The sequence below is a fragment of the Catenibacterium faecis genome (assembly GCF_014306455.1).
GTDB lineage: Bacteria > Bacillota_I > Bacilli_A > Erysipelotrichales > Coprobacillaceae > Catenibacterium > Catenibacterium mitsuoka_A.
This window is the reverse complement of sequence record NZ_JACRWG010000013.1, coordinates 14,512-31,965: the sequence shown is the minus strand read 5'-3', so window position 1 is coordinate 31,965 and position 17,454 is coordinate 14,512. Positions and strand designations below refer to the sequence as shown.

The 17,454-nt window shown below is 33.7% G+C and carries 15 protein-coding genes; 4 read left to right on the top strand and 11 right to left on the bottom strand.

The features are described from left to right. From H8909_RS04730 to H8909_RS04720, 3 genes are all read left to right on the top strand, one after another. Window positions 1-1,941 carry a BglG family transcription antiterminator gene (locus H8909_RS04730; RefSeq protein WP_187012034.1) on the top strand — a complete coding sequence of 647 codons (1,941 nt, stop codon included), beginning with the start codon at window positions 1-3 and terminating at the stop codon, window positions 1,939-1,941. Between the two features lie 10 nt (window positions 1,942-1,951). Next, window positions 1,952-3,097, top strand: a complete 1,146-nt coding sequence (locus H8909_RS04725) for a YdcF family protein (RefSeq protein ID WP_187012033.1) — start codon at window positions 1,952-1,954, stop codon at window positions 3,095-3,097. A 185-nt stretch (window positions 3,098-3,282) separates the two neighbouring features. Further along, on the top strand, window positions 3,283-4,536 hold the full coding sequence (locus H8909_RS04720) for a GDSL-type esterase/lipase family protein (RefSeq protein WP_187012032.1): 1,254 nt from the start codon (window positions 3,283-3,285) through the stop codon (window positions 4,534-4,536). A gap of 79 nt (window positions 4,537-4,615) precedes the next feature. Here the strand turns inward: H8909_RS04720 and H8909_RS04715 are convergent, their stop codons facing one another. The 4 genes from H8909_RS04715 to H8909_RS04700 all read right to left on the bottom strand — a co-directional run bounded on the left by H8909_RS04715 (window position 4,616) and on the right by H8909_RS04700 (window position 7,102). Beyond that, complete coding sequence (locus tag H8909_RS04715; protein WP_238928217.1) at window positions 4,616-4,777, bottom strand: hypothetical protein; 162 nt, start codon at window positions 4,775-4,777, stop codon at window positions 4,616-4,618. Between the two features lie 231 nt (window positions 4,778-5,008). Next, on the bottom strand, window positions 5,009-5,341 hold the full coding sequence (locus tag H8909_RS04710; RefSeq protein ID WP_187012030.1) for a nucleoside triphosphate pyrophosphohydrolase family protein: 333 nt from the start codon (window positions 5,339-5,341) through the stop codon (window positions 5,009-5,011). 51 nt (window positions 5,342-5,392) lie between these two features. After that, a complete protein-coding gene (locus tag H8909_RS04705; protein ID WP_006505049.1) occupies window positions 5,393-6,394 on the bottom strand; it encodes a GGGtGRT protein in 1,002 nt (333 codons plus the stop codon). 15 nt (window positions 6,395-6,409) lie between these two features. Next, a complete protein-coding gene (locus tag H8909_RS04700; protein WP_006505048.1) occupies window positions 6,410-7,102 on the bottom strand; it encodes an iron-sulfur cluster assembly scaffold protein in 693 nt (230 codons plus the stop codon). A 301-nt stretch (window positions 7,103-7,403) separates the two neighbouring features. Between H8909_RS04700 and H8909_RS04695 the strand changes: the two genes are divergently transcribed. Further along, on the top strand, window positions 7,404-8,360 hold the full coding sequence (locus H8909_RS04695; protein ID WP_187012029.1) for a peptidoglycan recognition protein family protein: 957 nt from the start codon (window positions 7,404-7,406) through the stop codon (window positions 8,358-8,360). A gap of 79 nt (window positions 8,361-8,439) precedes the next feature. Here the strand turns inward: H8909_RS04695 and H8909_RS04690 are convergent, their stop codons facing one another. The 7 genes from H8909_RS04690 to H8909_RS04660 form a co-directional block, all read right to left on the bottom strand. Beyond that, window positions 8,440-8,847: an Hsp20/alpha crystallin family protein gene (locus H8909_RS04690; protein ID WP_117459125.1), complete on the bottom strand. Its 408-nt coding sequence runs from the start codon at window positions 8,845-8,847 to the stop codon at window positions 8,440-8,442. Window positions 8,848-8,903: 56 nt separating this feature from the next. Continuing rightward, window positions 8,904-9,311, bottom strand: coding sequence for an Hsp20/alpha crystallin family protein (locus H8909_RS04685; RefSeq protein WP_117459125.1), 408 nt, complete (start codon window positions 9,309-9,311; stop codon window positions 8,904-8,906). Between the two features lie 52 nt (window positions 9,312-9,363). Next, a complete protein-coding gene (locus tag H8909_RS04680) occupies window positions 9,364-9,756 on the bottom strand; it encodes an Hsp20/alpha crystallin family protein (protein WP_187012028.1) in 393 nt (130 codons plus the stop codon). 152 nt (window positions 9,757-9,908) lie between these two features. Beyond that, window positions 9,909-11,255: a glycoside hydrolase family 32 protein gene (locus tag H8909_RS04675; RefSeq protein ID WP_187012027.1), complete on the bottom strand. Its 1,347-nt coding sequence runs from the start codon at window positions 11,253-11,255 to the stop codon at window positions 9,909-9,911. Between the two features lie 10 nt (window positions 11,256-11,265). Continuing rightward, window positions 11,266-13,143 (bottom strand): sucrose-specific PTS transporter subunit IIBC, encoded by a 1,878-nt coding sequence (locus H8909_RS04670; RefSeq protein WP_187012026.1) that lies wholly within the window; start codon window positions 13,141-13,143, stop codon window positions 11,266-11,268. 114 nt (window positions 13,144-13,257) lie between these two features. Then, a complete protein-coding gene (locus H8909_RS04665) occupies window positions 13,258-14,238 on the bottom strand; it encodes a LacI family DNA-binding transcriptional regulator (RefSeq protein WP_187012025.1) in 981 nt (326 codons plus the stop codon). A 1-nt stretch (window position 14,239) separates the two neighbouring features. After that, the gene (locus H8909_RS04660) at window positions 14,240-17,446 is read right to left on the bottom strand and encodes a DEAD/DEAH box helicase (RefSeq protein ID WP_187012024.1); all 3,207 of its coding nucleotides are present in this window, start codon (window positions 17,444-17,446) and stop codon (window positions 14,240-14,242) included. Between the last annotated feature and the right edge of the window lie 8 nt (window positions 17,447-17,454).

Sequence of the window (17,454 nt, the reverse complement as noted above, 5' to 3'; positions counted from 1 at the left end):
ATGAATGATGATTTAGCCAAGAAACTAGAATTTTTGGAGAACAATTATCGTCATAAAGCTTTATTCCTCATTTTAATTAGAAATGAGGATTTTGTTACTACTGATGAATTGGCTGAAAAACTACATGTAACATCTAGAACCATTAAATCAGATGTTAAATATATAAATGAACAGCTTGATATTGATGGACTAGATATTGTTGCGCAACGCTCTAAGGGTATTAGAATCGAAGTGGAAGATACGAAAATAGCCAAAAGGATTAAAGAGTATTTCAAGATTTATCATGAGCAGAATATTGATAATGATTTTGATAGAAATGTTCAATTTATAACAAGAAAGTTATTAGCAAGTAACAAACCTATTAGAATTGAAGATTTACAAGAAGAACTTTATTTGAATACTACTAATTATATTCAAAGAGAAATGACAGAAGTAAGAAATATATTGAAAAATTACAATCTGACATTGACTACTAAAATTAGAAAAGGGTTAGTGGTTGAAGGAGAAGTTTATTATAAATATTTATGCATGTTGAAGATGTATAAGTATTTTACGGACGCAGCAGAACCGATTTTTAATAACCAAGCTTATGCAGAATTATTTAAACCGAAATTTGGTTCAAAACAAGAAATTAAAGATATTGTATGTAATTCATTGCTTAAAAGCAGAATCGTATTCTCTGATATCTATCTAGAAAGATTTATATTATATATTATTCTGTTATCTAATGTTTCTGTTCCTGAAGAAGATAGAATAGTGGAGGATATTGATTTTGATTATACAATTACAGATGAATATCGTTTGGTTTTGTCAATTGATCAACAATTAAGCCAGAAATTTGTAGATTATGTTGGAAATCATAAGGCAAGACTTATGTACTTAACGTATCTTGCTATTATGAGTACTGACTTATACCGTATTAGAGATTGTACAGAAAAAAACTATGGATCATTAATCGCATTAGCTGATGAAATGAGAACATATATTGTTCAATGTTTCGAAGATACTTTTAATGTATGTATAACTGATAATATCGTGTTCCTGAAAGATTTATTAAAAGTACTTATTCCAATTGCAATGAAAATAAAATTAGGTGTTTCTGATGATGTAGACTTAGGATTTTACAATTATGAATCAATGACAACAAAACCAGTTATTAAAGAATTTGTACATCAATTATCAGACATGGTATATCAGAAATTTTCATATCTTTTCTCATTAAGAGAAATGCATGTCTTGGTTAATGTCATTTATGAATTTATAAATGATATAGAGTTATCTAGAAAAAAACAAAAGATAGCAATTATTGCGTTAGATGGTCGATTAAGTACTCAGCAACTAAAATTTTGTTTAAGAAAATACTTCTCATCATATATAGAGAGTATTGAAACAAGAGTATTGTATGAGTTAAGTGAGTTGGACACTTCTTCTTATGATTTATTCTTTTGTATGGAGTTTGGAAAGTATTTAGATATTCCATATGAGCCTATTTATTTTTTTGAAGAAGGTATTTCTGATGATGATTATAGAAAGAAGCTGCAAGAAGTGTTCTTGAGTTCCTATTACTATAGTTTATTTCTCCCTAAAATAAATTATACGAGAATACCATTTTTCTATAAATTCCAAGATTATCCAATAAACGACTATCTAAATCCTCATAATAGTTATATGAAGTTGACTGTTGGCGATAAGAAGAGCATTGATATTTATATTGCATTAAAATCTACAAAAGAAAGTTTTGAAATTCATTATTATGCAGATGATGAGTCACCTATTAATGGTAAGCAGTGCTATATAATTATTAATCTGCATATAGCTTATAATAAACAAAAGTTTAAGATGTTATTAAATGTAGTGGATAAAATTGCTGAGGATCCGGAAAAATTTAAAAGAATCTATACAGAGAATGAATCTAATATAGAGAAAATTTTAAAAAAATAGGAAGAATAAAATGAAAATTATAAAGACATTATTACTTTTAGTTATGAGTTTGTTTCTAGTGTTATCAAATATTTCAGTATCGATAGAAAATGTAGAAGGTCTTACATTAAAATCTTTAACTGATCAAAAGGTTGAATATAACGATACTGTTTCATTTGAGTTTATGGAAAGATTAGAGGCGCCTACTCCTAAACAAAATGGAAGAGGGGAACCACTAGAAAAATTGGTGTCCGATTATGGTGATTCCTACATTAATGATCCATATTTACATGATGAAGTAGTATATTTTAGAAGATGGCAATGGAAGGAAATGTATTCTTCACTAGATGCTAAAGCAAAAGAGAGACCTGATTACTTAGATACTTATAGGTTGCAGGCAGAAGCTTATTTAGTGAATAAAGAATATAAATATGCATTATCACAACTAGATAGAATTCTAAGAGTAAATCCTCTAGATGTGCATGCTTTATCTTTGTCAATACTTGCGAATAAGTGTGGTGCGTTAAGCTCACAAACAAGTATGAGATTAAAGGCGTTAAAACTAGTGAGTCCAAACGCTGAAAAAAGAATAAGAAGTATTCTAAAGGATTGTGATGATAATAATGCGAATAAGAAAAACTATTCTGGTGATCAATTATATGGTATTACTCCAGATGTTATAGCTGTTTTTGGTCAATCTCCTAATGCTGATGGAACACCATCAGAAGCGTTATTAACAAGGCTTACTAAGACTAAAGAAATGGCGGATAAATATCCTAATGTAAAGATTGTGCTTAGTGGTGGACCAGTCAGAACACCTTATGCAGAAGCAGATGTTATGGCAAAATGGTTAGTAGAAAATGGAGTAAGTCAAGATAGGTTATTACTAGATGACTTGGCACGTGATACACCGGGTAATGCGATTGGAATGGTGAATTTATTTAAAACAATCAATGCACACAAGATTTTATGTGTAGGTACAATATTACATTGCCCTCGTGCAATGACTGTATTAACGGTATATGGAAAGACAATTGGTTATGATATGACAATAGATGTAGTAGGTGGTGGAAATCAACCTACTCAATCTCAAATGAAGACTGAAAGAATTTATACATACGTTAATGCATTTAGAGCAGGCTACTTTTATTCAAAAGAAGACTTTAATAATTACTAGGTTGAAGAATTAAATTTTCTTATTCTAAAAGGCGGGGAACCGTCTTTTTAGTTGTATGAATAAATAAATCAAAAATATTATTATTTATGCTAATGTGATTATGAATAATATTTGAGTATGTATATGTTTATGCTAGAAAAGAGATTTTTCAACTTGATATAATATGAAAAAGGGAGGGAAATCTCATGAAAAAATTAATTGCATGTCTTGTGAGTATTGCGTTATGTTTATTCCCATATATGACATCAAGTTATGCTCAAGAAAACTGGGTAGGCTCTTGGTCTACAAGTCCTGTAGAGTTTAGTGTCCAGAAATTCTTTGGGAATCGTTTTAAGGATTTTGGCTTGCATCACTTAACATTTAGAACTGTAATTAAACCTACATTGACAGGTGAAACTGTACGTCTCACATTTTCTAATACTTATGGTACAGGTCCTATGACTATTGATGCTGTGACTATAGCGAAAACAATAAGTAAACAGCGTATTAAACTTCCTACAAAGAAGACTGTGACATTTAATGGATGTAAGAAAGTAACACTAGAAAAGGGAGAAACTGTTTATTCGGATCCATTAGAGTACCATGTAGATGCATTAGAGCCAGTAACTGTTTCTATGTATATGAAAAAAACAGATCAGTTAAAAACATTTGGTTTAATTGGTGGTAAAACATATATAAGTTCAGGTAATCAAGTCAATCTTCCTGCAACTACAGGTGTACCAATGATATTAAATGGAAGTTTTGGTGAATATGATGTTATACCATTATTAACAGGTTTAGATGTCAATCGTCCAGATGCGCATTCTACAGTTATTATTGGTGATTCTACACTTGCAAATGATATACCAACACTATTCTCTACTAAACTGCATTTAGCTGGTATTCATAATGTAGGTGTCTTACAGCAGGCTATTAAGGGTAATCGACTATGTGATAATGGAGCAAGCAGACTTGGTATGGCTTATGGTGAATCTATGTTGAAGAGATTTGAAAGAGATGCTTTAAATCAACCAGGTGTAAAGACTGTTATTATCAAGGTAGGATGTAATGATATTATTCATCCTAATTGTAAGAGTATGATGGGTATTGCACCTAAGGTGACTACAGAACAGATGATTGATGCTTATAAAACACTTATTAGTAAAGCACATGAAAGAAATATTCAAGTATATTTAGTTACTCGTTCTGCTTGGAAAGGTTATACACGTAATATATTAAATAAAGGTGATGACATTGAGTGGACACCTGAAATAGATCAGATGAGAAAAGATATTAATGCATGGATTAAGACAAATCCTGCAGATGGGTATATTGATCTAGATGATTTATGTCAGGATGAAGATCATATACAATTGAGAAGTGAATATGTGACTGATGGGGTTCATTTCACATTAGAAGGACAAAAAGCAGTGGTAGAAAAATTACCAGTGACATTATAGAAAAGGGGATTGACTCTGTATTACAGAATCAATCCTCTTTTTGTACACTGTTTCATTTTCATAGAATTAAGATAATATTTTATAAGTCAAATCCATACTTTTTACTAAACATTCCCCATATTTCTTCTTCAGTGTGAGTTCTTCCTTCTTCGTAATCTTTTTCTGCTTTATTTAACTTATCTTCGATTGTTTCAGGAAGACTAACATTATTATCTGGATCAATATCTTTAATTGGTTTCATAACAATCAATTCTCCTTGCTCATAGTATAGCATTTATTCAAACGAATACAAACAACGATAAGAATCAAGGAAAGTGGAAAGATAGAAAAGCAGGTGATCTTATTTTTTTGATTAAGAAAATAATAATAATCTAGAGTATATGAGTTTTTTGAAAGTTGAAATTCATACTCAAGTGAAACCTCGCATTATTCTATGTAACTAAAAAAAGAGGATTTACTCTGTGATGCAGAATCAATCCTCTTTTTGTCTGTTGATTGAAGCACTTGCGTTAAATCCATCAGGATATCTTTGATGTAGTTTATCTAGGTTCCCTTGTAGGATAGTATCTAAAGGAATATCTAATGCAGTAGCTGCTTCAGCAAGATACCAGGCAACATCACCTAATTCTTTAATAAGATGATCTTTATCTAGTTCATGTCCCTGCATCAACCACTTTTTAACTATATCTATTGCTTCTCCAGATTCTCCACATAATCCCATAACACTATTAATAAGTATATCTTTCTTATTGAGTTCAGGATTGAGTGTTTTCATCGCTTCTTTTTGATAATTATTAATATTCATTGTAGTAAAGAAAAAGCCCTGAATAAATCAGGACTTTAAGTGTTGAATTAATTATTTGCTAGCTTCTTCAATAGCAACTGCAACTGCAACAGTAGCACCTACCATTGGGTTGTTACCCATACCAATTAAGCCCATCATTTCAACGTGAGCTGGTACTGATGAAGAACCTGCGAACTGAGCATCACTATGCATACGACCCATAGTATCAGTCATACCATATGAAGCTGGTCCTGCAGCCATGTTATCTGGATGTAATGTACGACCAGTTCCTCCTCCTGAAGCAACTGAGAAGTATTTCTTACCCTGTTCGATACATTCTTTCTTATATGTACCTGCAACTGGATGCTGGAAACGAGTTGGGTTAGTAGAGTTACCAGTGATTGATACATCTACACCTTCCTTATGCATGATAGCTACACCTTCACGTACGTCATCTGCACCATAGCAGTTAACCTTAGCTCTGTCACCATCTGAATAAGCAGTTCTAGATAATTCTTTAACCTCACCTGTGAAATAATCGAACTGAGTTTCAACATATGTGAAACCATTGATTCTTGAGATGATCTTAGCAGCATCTTTACCTAAACCATTTAAGATAACTCTTAAAGGATGCTTACGAACTTTGTTAGCGTTTAATGCGATCTTGATTGCACCTTCAGCAGCTGCGAATGATTCATGACCAGCTAAGAAAGCGAAACACTGAGTTTCTTCATCAAGAAGTCTTGAACCTAAGTTACCATGACCTAAACCTACTTTACGATCATCAGCAACTGATCCAGGAATACAGAATGACTGTAAACCAATACCGATTGTCTTAGCAGCATCAGCAGCCTTAACGTCACCTTTCTTGATTGCGATTGCAGCACCTACAGTGTAAGCCCAGCAAGCATTTTCGAAGCAGATAGGCTGAGTAGATTTAACGATGTTATAAACATCAATACCTTTATCATCACAGATCTTCTTAGCTTCTTCGATATCTTTGATACCATATTCGTTTAAAGTTTTATTGATCTGGTTGATTCTTCTTTCATAACCTTCAAATGTAATAGCCATTGTTCTACCTCCTAATTATTCCTTTCTTGGATCGATGTACTTAGCAGCATCAGCAAAACGTCCATAAGAACCTGTTGCCTTCTTAACAGCTTCATTAGCATCTTCTCCAGCTTTAATCATGTCCATCATTCTTCCAAGATTTACGAATTCGTAACCGATGATCTGGTCATCATTATCTAAAGCAACTCTAGTAATGTAACCTTCAGTTAATTCGAGGTAACGAGGACCTTTCTTCTTAGTAGCATAAGATGTACCTACCATTGATCTTAAACCTTTACCTAAGTCTTCAAGACCAGCACCAACTACTAAACCACCTTCTGAGAAAGCAGACTGAGAACGTCCATAAACGATCTGTAAGAATAATTCTCTCATTGCAGTGTTGATAGCATCACAAACTAAGTCAGTGTTTAATGCTTCAAGTAAAGTTCTACCAACTAAAGCTTCAGCTGCCATAGCTGCAGAATGAGTCATACCTGAACATCCGATAGTTTCGATAAGTGCTTCTTCAATGATACCTTCCTTAACATTTAAAGAAAGTTTACAAGCACCCTGCTGTGGAGCACACCATCCGATACCATGAGTGTAAGCAGAAATATCCTTGATTTCTTTAGAATAAACCCATTTGCCTTCTTCAGGAATTGGGGCACAACCATGATTGCCGCCCTGTTTAACGCAATACATTTCTTCAACTTCTTTTGAATAAATCATTTTTTTACTCCTTTCATTACTAAATGACTGTTGATTCAAGGTGAGGGTTATCACCTGTCAAAATTATATGACACCATGCTTTTAAAGTCAATGAAACTCAAGAAAACAGCATGTAAAAAATAGTATAAAAAGGGCTTAAAATAGCGTTTTTTAGGCTTATAAAGGTCTTGTGAAAAAATAAGCGTTTTCATTTTTGCATCAATGAAAATTACAGTATGTTAATGGGTTGGTGAAGTTAAAAAATTATTCATAATCTTATATTAGTATTATAATGACAATGCAATGGAAGAAGGATAAACTTATGAAACATCAAAAACTGACAATAAAACAGAAGAGAATACTGAAGAATATATTGGTTGTAGTATTACTTATTATTAGTTTTCCTAGTTATACACCAACACAAGTCATTATTAAAAGTGATCATATATTAATAAGTAACCATCTCTTATCTAGACCAATAGAATGTAGTAGTTTTGATGGCTTGACTTATGCAGGGCTAGATGGTAAGAAATATAGTCATAATAGTTATGTAGGTGTACAGCCTCTTACAATCTCTAATACAATTACATTTAGTACTTCTAAGACGCTGTATAGTGCACCATTCTCTTACTATGCTACTTCTAATACTGTTCCTGCTGGAAGTTATCACGTCACAAAAGAAGCAGGGCGCTATATGTATATAGAAGGAAAGGGTTGGGTCTCTTCTCAATATGTGAGTATAGATGTCAATAATTCTATAGAGAATACAACTGGGATACCTCTCTACAAAGATTATATGATTCCTGAAACAAGTAGTCATCGTACTCATTATGCAATGAGACCACTGTATATTACGATTCATACAACAGATAATACAAGTAAAGTAGCCGATGCTTTGAGTCATGCTAAACTTCAATATACAGGTAATGTACGTTCTGCTTCCTGGCATTATACTGTGGATGACCACAGTATCTACCAATCATTACCACTTAACCAGCAGGCAGGACATGCAGGAGATGGTGTCATGCCAGGTAATAGTGCGTCTATTGCGATAGAAATATGTGTCAATTCAGATGGCCATTTATATATTGCAGAAAAAAATGCAGCCAAACTTGCTGCTGCATTATTAAAACAATATAACCTCAGTGTAGATCAACTCCGTATGCATCATGACTGGTCAGGAAAAGAGTGTCCTAGACCAATGATAGAAGGGCAGTCTGGATCAATGAACTGGGAGACTTTTAAGAAACAAGTCTATAACTACATGCGCACAGTGTGAACTACCCATCACCTAAAGGTAATGGGTTTTACGCTCATCTCCTATAAAAAAAGGAAGCTCACGCTTCCTTTTTAAATGCCTATTCAATCATGATAGGTTTCTTTTCTTCAATCTTTTCAGGTTCAGTCTTAGGGAAAGTGATCATTAATTCACCATTCTCAAACTTAGCAGTGAAGTCTTCTTCTTTATAACCCTCACCAACATAGAACTTTCTTGAACAGCTACCTGTATAACGTTCACTTCTGATAACCTTACCATTCTTATCTTTTTCTTCCTTATCCTGATTAGTATTAGCAGAAACTGTTAAATAACCATCAGTCAAGTCTAGAGAAATATCTTCTTTTTTATATCCAGGGAGGGCAATATTCATTTCATAGTTGTTGTCTACTTCCTTAATATCACACTGCATTGCATTAGTTGATGGACTCATCCAGCCATCATCAAACATATCATCAAACACATCATAGAAACCAGGTAAAAATCTCATAAATAACATCTCCTTTATCAAATTTAAACATGGGATTCTTCGTCTCGTGTTATGAACTATTCAATCATAATAGGTTTCTTTTCTTCAATCTTTTCAGGTTCAGTCTTAGGGAAAGTGATCATCAATTCACCATTCTCAAACTTAGCAGTGAAGTCTTCTTCTTTATAACCCTCACCAACATAGAACTTTCTTGAACAACTACCTGTATAACGTTCACTTCTGATAACCTTACCATTCTTATCTTTTTCTTCCTTATCCTGATTAGTATTAGCAGAAACTGTTAAATAACCATCAGTCAAGTCTAGAGAAATATCTTCTTTCTTATATCCAGGAAGGGCAATATTCATTTCATAGTTGTTGTCTACTTCCTTGATATCACACTGCATTGCATTAGTTGATGGACTCATCCAGCCATCATCAAACATATCATCAAACACATCATAGAAACCAGGTAAAAATCTCATAAATAACATCTCCTTTATCAAATTTAAACATGGGATTCTTCGTCTCGTGTTATTAGTAGATTGTAATTGATTTCTTTTCTACTCTCTTTGGAGCTTCCTTAGGAACTGAAATCATTAATTCACCATTATCAAACTTAGCCTTAATATCTTCTTCGGTAAATTCTTCACCTACATAGAAGCTTCTAGAACAGTTACCACTATATCTTTCACGTCTTACAATACGTCCTGTAGTTTCTTCTTTCTTAGCAGAAGCTGATACTTTTAAGTAGCCATTCTTAAGTTCCAAAGCAATATCTTCTTTCTTATATCCAGGAAGAGCAATATTCATTTCATAAGTATTTTCTGTTTCACGAATATCACATAACATTGTATTTGCTTTTGTAGTATTGACTCCTGAATCAAATAAATCATCAAACACATCACTAAAATTTGGATAATATTTCATATTTGTTCGCCTCTCTCAACGTTTTTCTTATTTCTTAGTAACCTCTCTATCGATTACAACTACTATTATAGTCACTCTTTTAGCAAAGTCAACACTTGAGTGCTAAAAATTAGCACTTTCTTTAATAAAGTGCTAAAAAGAAAAGAACCTGCTTATTTGGCAGGTTCTAAGTCAATCGCTTTTAATTGATAAGCAGTCATATCAATTTCTTTATTACTTATAATTTCAATAGTATCTGAATTGTTGTAAATACGTGTAGTAAAGGCATAAGCACCATCATTGATGAATAGCTCTAAAGAAGATGTGTCGCTAAACAAAGTCATATTATTCATTTTAGGAATTTTAATGTGTTTCACACCACGACCCGAACCGCTTTTATTCATATCGATAGTGAGAAGACCATCTTCATAATTCATATTTACACCTCTTAAATGAAGTTTGAATGACTGAGGGAGATCAGTTATATGGCATTCAAAACAAGACGTATTCATTGTGAGAGATGTTCCCTGTACTTCTTTCTTCTCTTCTCTTAAAGACTTATATTCTTCAATAGGGAACTGATAGAGTCTACCTTCATGTTCAGTAATCTCTCTAAAGAGAGTGAAGGCATGCTGACGTCCTTCTTCTACGGTAGGATTTGTATAATCAATATCAGGAAGCCCCATCCAGCCTGCCATGATCATACGACCTTTTTCATCTTTGAAGAACTGCTGGGCATAGATATCAAACCCATGATCAAACTCGATAAAGTCCTCCAAAACGCAATCCTTCTCTAAATCTGTTGTAAGAGGAAAGTATCCATTCTGATAAATAGCTTCATAATCATAGTTATGGCTTTCTAGTCCCTGAGGACAACAGAATAAGAACTTCTTCTTTTCAAAACTTAAATAATTCGGACACTCCCACATATAACCAAAAGGTTTATGGTAGTCAACAGTCTTCATGTAATCCCACTTCTTTAAATCTTTTGATGAATATAAGATTACACAACCATGTGAATCAAGGGTTCTTGCTCCTAGAACCATATAATACATACCATCATTTTTATAAACGAAGGGATCTCTTACATGACAAGACATGTTTTGAGGATAATCCTTGTTGTAAAGCACAACTTCCTTATGATCTAATACAAGCCCATCTTGTGAATCAACTATCATCACATTATGTTCTCTACCTGCATTAATATAATCATAATCACCAGGCAGCTTTACATTACCAGTATAGAAATAACGTAATAATCCATGGTCATTGAAGCAGCACCCAGAATAAGCACCACCCTGATCATGAGGATGATCAGGAGAGAGGGCAATCCCCTCATCCTGATAGTGAAGGAAATCTTCAGTAGTGAATTGTTTCCAATACTTTAATCCACCTTCAGGTTCGTAAGAATACTGATAATAGATATGATATTTTCCATCTTTTTCTACAAGCCCATTAGGATCGTTCATCCATCCAAATACAGGTTCTAGATGATACTTTAGTTTGTACATTTCCTTCATAAAAATCTCCTTATGCAGCCTTAACTTCTACAACTGGATTCGCTATTTCTACAATATCTGTTTTAGCATCAACAGCACCGCTCTTAATTAAGTTCGCTGCTTTGCCATTTGTAATAATTACTGCAGTTGCAGTTTCTTTACCAGCTGCTTCAATAGCCTTTAAATCAACATCAACGAGTAGCTGACCTTTCTTTACTTTGTCACCTTTTTTAACGTGCATAGTGAAAGGTTCACCATTTAATTCAACAGTATCTAAACCAATATGTACAAGAATTTCTGTACCATCATTTGTCATTAAACCAAATGCATGCTTAGTAGGGAAAGTCATAGTCACTTCAGCATTCGCTGGTGCATAGAACTTACCATCTTCTGGGAATACTACGAAACCATCACCCATAGCTTTAGAAGCAAATGTTGGATCAGGACATTCAGTGATAGAAGCGACTGTACCTTTCATAGGTGCAGCTAAGCTTTCGTTTTCAGCAGGAGTTTTACCTTCTACATTTCTTTTGTGTAGGATACAAGTAACAACGAATGCCACTACGATTGCAAGAACCATACCAATACCATAGTTACCCCAGCTTTCTGGTGGAATAGAAAGGAAACCAGGAATACCAGCAGTACCTACAGCACTTGCAAGAGTCTTAGTGCCTGCAATCCAAGCTGAACCAACAGCAGAACCACAGATAGCACCAATGAATGGATATTTAAGTTTTAAGTTAACACCGAACATTGCAGGTTCAGTAATACCAAGTAATGCTGAAATACCAGATGCACTACATAGTGATTTCTGTTTAGGATCTTTAGATAAGAAGAACACAGCTAATACTGCAGCACCCTGAGCAACGTTACTCATTGCGGCAGTAGGGAAGATGAATGTTCTATGTGCTGCACTTGCAAGCAACTGTGTTTCGATTGCGATAAAGCTCTGATGCATACCAGTAATAACGATAGGTGCATATAAGAAACCAAAGATTGCACCACCAACAGGGCCTAATGAGAAATATAACCACTGTAATCCATCTGCAAGTACATTACCTGCTTCTCTTAATACAGGACCAACAGCTAAGAATGTAATAAATCCAGTAATTAATACTGACAATAATGGTGTCGTTAAGTTATCTAACCAAGAAGGTGTGATTTTATGTAACTTAGTTTCTAACTTTGCAATTACCCAAGATGTAAATAAGATAGGAAGAACTGTTCCTTGATAACCTACTGCAGCAACCTTTAAACCAAATAGGTTCCAGAAAGGTGTTGCTACTTTACCATAGTTGTAACAGTTTAATAAATCAGGATGTACCATGATCATACCCATGACAGCACCTAAATAAGGGTTACCACCAAATTTCTTAGTAGCACTAAATCCAACGAGAATTGGAAGGAATGTGAATGCTGCATTAGAGAATAAGTTGATGATTGTCGCAAAGTCTTTCCACATTGGATAAGCTTCAATCAAACTCTTATTCGCAAAGAATAATCCCTGTGCAGTTAATACGTTATTGATCCCCATCAATAAACCACCAGCAACGATGGCTGGAACGATAGGTACGAAGATATCACTTAGTGTCTTAACAGCACGGCTGATTAGATTTCCCTTCTTTTCTACAATCTCTTCATCAGCCTGATCTTGAGAGTCCATACCTAATTCTTTTAATACTTCATCTGTGACAAGGTTCACAGTACCACTTCCGAAGATGATCTGGAACTGTTCCTGGACAAGGAATGTTCCCTTAACTCCATCTACAGATTCTAAAGCTTTTTCATCTGCCAATGATGGATCCTTCAACATCAATCTTAAACGTGTAGCACAATGAAATGCCTTTTTGATGTTCTTAGGTCCACCAACATGGGAGATGACTTCTTTTGCGACTTTATTGTAGTCCATTGAAATTTCCTCCTTTATCGGTATGTTACCGATTCCACATCTGTATCATATATCAAGCACAAGCACTTGTCAATAAAAATATGAAACCGATACCACATTTTTTTAAAAAAAGCATCAGATACTTCTGACGCTTTCTCCTTCTATAAATGTGAAGTCAATAAGTGTAGCACGTTCGACTTCTTTTTCTTCTATCATATCAAGAATAATCTGTCCAGCCGTCTGACCAGCATGGGCATAATGGAACTTAATAGTTGTAAGAGCAGGGGACATTACAGTAGAAGTCCAATAACCACCAAATCCAGTTACTGAAACGTCCTCAGGAATACGTAAACCGTGATCTTTTAGAACTTTCATACATCCCATCGCAATTGTATCTGTTGCACAGATGATGGCAGTAGGGCATGTATGATTCTTTAAGTAATCATTGAGTTTATCTATTGTCTTTTCAGCAGAGAAGTCTGTTTCTAGAAAATGAGGATGTACATTCTGTAAGCCATCATAAACACCTTGTCTACGAATGACTCCTACAGCCACATCTTTTCTACTTACTCCTGCATATACAACATTCTTATGACCATTAGAATAAATATACTCACCTATCTTATAGCCTGCTTCATAATCATTGTTAATAACACTCACACCATCATCATAGGCCTGCGCCATAAACACAATAGGAACAGAACTCTTAGAGGCAATATCTCTATGTGCCATTGTGATAGAAGTGGCAAGAAGAATAATACCATCCACTCTTAATTGTGTAAGTTTAGTAATGGACTTGATTTCATCGAGTTCATCATGATTTGTGTTAATGATGATTGTCGCATAATGATGCTTCTTTAAGAACTGATCAATATTCATCATCATACGACTAGAAGCATATGAAGTAAGAGTAGGGCATACAATACCCACAGTATGTGTCTTGTTGGCTTTTAAATTCGCAGCAAGCACATTAGGCTCATAATCATACTCTTTTACAATCTTCTCTATCTTCTGACGTGTTTCTTCTTTTACATAGCCACCATTAAAATAACGAGAAACAGTTGTCTTAGACACACCTGCAACTTTCGCAATATCGGCCATAGTCATCTTCTTCATGTTAATCCTCACTAAATAAACTCATGATTTCTTCACCACTCATAGTCGTAATAGAACCACTGTTACCTTCCACAAAACGATCAGCTAAATCCTTCTTAGCTGCCTGTAATGTCTGAATCTTTTCTTCAATAGAATCAGCCATAATCAACTTATATACAAATACTTTATTCTTCTGTCCAATACGATATGCTCTATCAGTTGCCTGATTTTGTGCAGACATATTCCACCAAGGGTCAAAGTGAATAACACCTTCTGCTGCAGTGAGGTTTAAACCAGTACCTCCTGCTTTTAAACTAATTAAGAAGACTGTTGTATCATCATTCTGATAAGCATCTACTAAACCTTTACGATCCGCTTTATCAGTATCACCAGTCAACATATAATAAGATGTCTTACTCTTATCGAGCTCATCTGCAAGAAGATTCAGTAAGCTCTTAAATGATGAGAATACAATAATCTTCTTGTTATTGTCTTTATATGTCTGAATAATATTTAAACATGCTTCCATCTTAGAGGACATATGTTTTACATCATCAAAGACAATACGAGGTTCACAACAGATCTGTCTTAACTTTGTTAACATCGCAAGAATCTGAATACGGTCCTTAGAACCATCTAAAGTCTTTAATAACTGATTGGCCTGTGCTAAATGAGCTAAATAGAGCTTCTTTTCATCTTCGCTGAAGTCTACAAGTACGGTATTTTCAATCTTATCAGGTAAATCTTTTAATACTTCATTCTTAGTACGTCTTAATACAAAAGGTGAAATCATCTTCTGTAATTGTGTCTGAACCTCTTCATCATGATCCTTTACAATAGGTGCTTCATAATGAGATTTAAAATAACGATAGTTATATAAATAGTCTTTATTTAAGAAATCAAAGATGGACCATAATTCAGCAAGTGAGTTTTCAATAGGTGTACCAGTTAACGCATAGCGCTGTTTACCTTCTAATGATTTAACTGCAATCGCATTCTTAGTCTTCTGATTCTTAATATACTGTGCTTCATCTAAAACAATAAAATCAAATACAATATCCTTATATTGTTCATAATCCTTACGAATATAATCATAAGAAGTAATCATCACATCAAACTGCTTATAACTTTTAATAATCTCTTTACGTTCCTTTGCACTTCCCATTACACAAGTCACCTTTAAATGAGAAGAGAACTTATTAAACTCATCCAACCAGTTTAAAATCAATGAAGCAGGACAAATAATAATAGAAAAGTGATGTTCATTACTTTCTAATAAACTCATAATCTGGATAGTTTTACCAAGACCCATATCATCTGCAAGAATACCACCAAAATGTAGATCATTCATAGTAGAAAGCCATTGGAAACCTTCTTTCTGATAATCTCTTAATATTGCATCATAGCGTTCATTTAATTCATGTTTATGATGTGTATAGTTCTTTAAATGATCCAATACATCCTTAAATGATTCTTCACGATTGACCTGTACATACTGGAAATCCTGTGTTGCTAAGTCCATTTGATGTGCTCTATTTAGATTTAAATCAATTGTACCATCTTCAGAAATATCTTTAGGTAGAATATGATATTGATCCATCATATTACCTAACTCATCTAATTCATGTGTATCAATATATAATAACTGACCATTCTTTAAACGATGATAACGTTTCTTTTTCTTATGACTCGCAATAATATCAGCTAATTCTTCTTTAGGCACATCTAAAGAATCTAAGTCCATTTCTAATAGATTATGAGAGACCTTGATACCAACAGATAAGTTCATAGACTTCTTAGAACCTATCGCTTGTAAAGAATCAGATACATAAACATCTGTAATCTTATTAAGATGTCCTAAACCATCATGAATCATATCTATTGTTTCATCACGATGTGTATCAAAACGCATAGGTCCTGACATATCATCAGGATTATATTTCTCTAAGAAATTAATAATGAGGTCTGCTTTTAAAGAATGAGGTACATCTTCTTTAAGAAGATCATGTTTTCCATCCTCATATGTTCCAATTAAGCTAACTAAAGCATATTCATCTTCATCTACATCTGCATAGATTTCTAGATGTGATTCCTCTTGGATTGTATCCTCTAAACCTACATACTCAATATATTTCTTTGTAGGAGAAATAATATAACGAGTAAAGTTTTCTAACTGTTCATGTGCTACATAAAGACGCTGTAATGTATCAAAACGATTCAATAACTCAATAGTAACACCCTGTTTATCAAAAGGATAGCGAGTGATAGTAAAATCTGAAGGTGTATATTGATATAAACATCTCTTACCAGCAAAATAAGGTGCTATATTTGTTTCTAGTTCTAGAATTGTATCATGTTTATCCTTAGTTACTGATACCACAGGATGTAATTCATCTTCTATACATTTAAAATTATGTAAAGATGCAGGAATAGTTGTAAGTAACTCCCATAAAGCATCGATATTCTCATTATCAATGAATAACGTATTATTATTAGCAAGATGAGAATGATAGAATCTCAGAATGAATTGGTAAATCTTTTTAGATGGTTCATCTAGAATATCAGGATTATGAACAAAAGATAAAGTCTTTCCATAAGCATGATATTCATTATTCTGCATCTGTGTTACAAAGTTAGGAATACTCTTTACAATATAATCTCTTGCACGTCCTATCTTAAATGTGATATTAAAATTCCATCCATCTGCACGAAGCAGCTTTAAATGAACGGGTGTAGAACTTACAGGTGTAAACTGATTGACTAATTGATTTTTAACATAATCAGTAAGTGCATTGGTTTCCTTTTCTCTTTCCATTCTTCTAAATTCAGCCATCTGTTGTTCCCATAAAAGACGTTCTCTCATAGCACTTTTCTTTTCTTCCTGTGCACGCTTTTCTAAATCAACAGCATAACGATAAGGGAATGTATTAGGAGATAACTCCTGAACCTTTAAAATAAGGGCTCCTATATGTCCACAGGCTGTATATTCATCAGCATATATACAATTACAGTCTGTCGATACTATTTTAGAATTGGGATTCACAAGAACACGAGGAAGATAGATATTACCATTAATCATAACTTTACCAGATATATGATAATAACCACGATTATCTATAGTGATAGAAACATTTACAACATAATCTCTTCGATAATATTCTCGTGCAATATCACGGTTACGTGCTCTAGATACAACACGTTCAAATTCATTGTCAGTGATAAATAACATAGCAATTC

Excerpts from the sequence above, each read along its gene's own strand:
- H8909_RS04665 (WP_187012025.1), bottom strand. The coding sequence starts at position 14,238 with ATGAAGAAGATGACTATGGCCGATATTGCGAAAGTTGCAGGTGTGTCT.
- H8909_RS04695 (WP_187012029.1), top strand. The coding sequence starts at position 7,404 with ATGAAACATCAAAAACTGACAATAAAACAGAAGAGAATACTGAAGAAT.
- H8909_RS04700 (WP_006505048.1), bottom strand. The coding sequence starts at position 7,102 with ATGATTTATTCAAAAGAAGTTGAAGAAATGTATTGCGTTAAACAGGGC.
- H8909_RS04715 (WP_238928217.1), bottom strand. The coding sequence starts at position 4,777 with ATGAAACCAATTAAAGATATTGATCCAGATAATAATGTTAGTCTTCCT.
- H8909_RS04685 (WP_117459125.1), bottom strand. The coding sequence starts at position 9,311 with ATGAGATTTTTACCTGGTTTCTATGATGTGTTTGATGATATGTTTGAT.
- H8909_RS04730 (WP_187012034.1), top strand. The coding sequence starts at position 1 with ATGAATGATGATTTAGCCAAGAAACTAGAATTTTTGGAGAACAATTAT.
- H8909_RS04720 (WP_187012032.1), top strand. The coding sequence starts at position 3,283 with ATGAAAAAATTAATTGCATGTCTTGTGAGTATTGCGTTATGTTTATTC.
- H8909_RS04675 (WP_187012027.1), bottom strand. The coding sequence starts at position 11,255 with ATGAAGGAAATGTACAAACTAAAGTATCATCTAGAACCTGTATTTGGA.
- H8909_RS04680 (WP_187012028.1), bottom strand. The coding sequence starts at position 9,756 with ATGAAATATTATCCAAATTTTAGTGATGTGTTTGATGATTTATTTGAT.
- H8909_RS04710 (WP_187012030.1), bottom strand. The coding sequence starts at position 5,341 with ATGAATATTAATAATTATCAAAAAGAAGCGATGAAAACACTCAATCCT.
- H8909_RS04705 (WP_006505049.1), bottom strand. The coding sequence starts at position 6,394 with ATGGCTATTACATTTGAAGGTTATGAAAGAAGAATCAACCAGATCAAT.
- H8909_RS04725 (WP_187012033.1), top strand. The coding sequence starts at position 1,952 with ATGAAAATTATAAAGACATTATTACTTTTAGTTATGAGTTTGTTTCTA.
- H8909_RS04690 (WP_117459125.1), bottom strand. The coding sequence starts at position 8,847 with ATGAGATTTTTACCTGGTTTCTATGATGTGTTTGATGATATGTTTGAT.
- H8909_RS04660 (WP_187012024.1), bottom strand. The coding sequence starts at position 17,446 with ATGTTATTTATCACTGACAATGAATTTGAACGTGTTGTATCTAGAGCA.
- H8909_RS04670 (WP_187012026.1), bottom strand. The coding sequence starts at position 13,143 with ATGGACTACAATAAAGTCGCAAAAGAAGTCATCTCCCATGTTGGTGGA.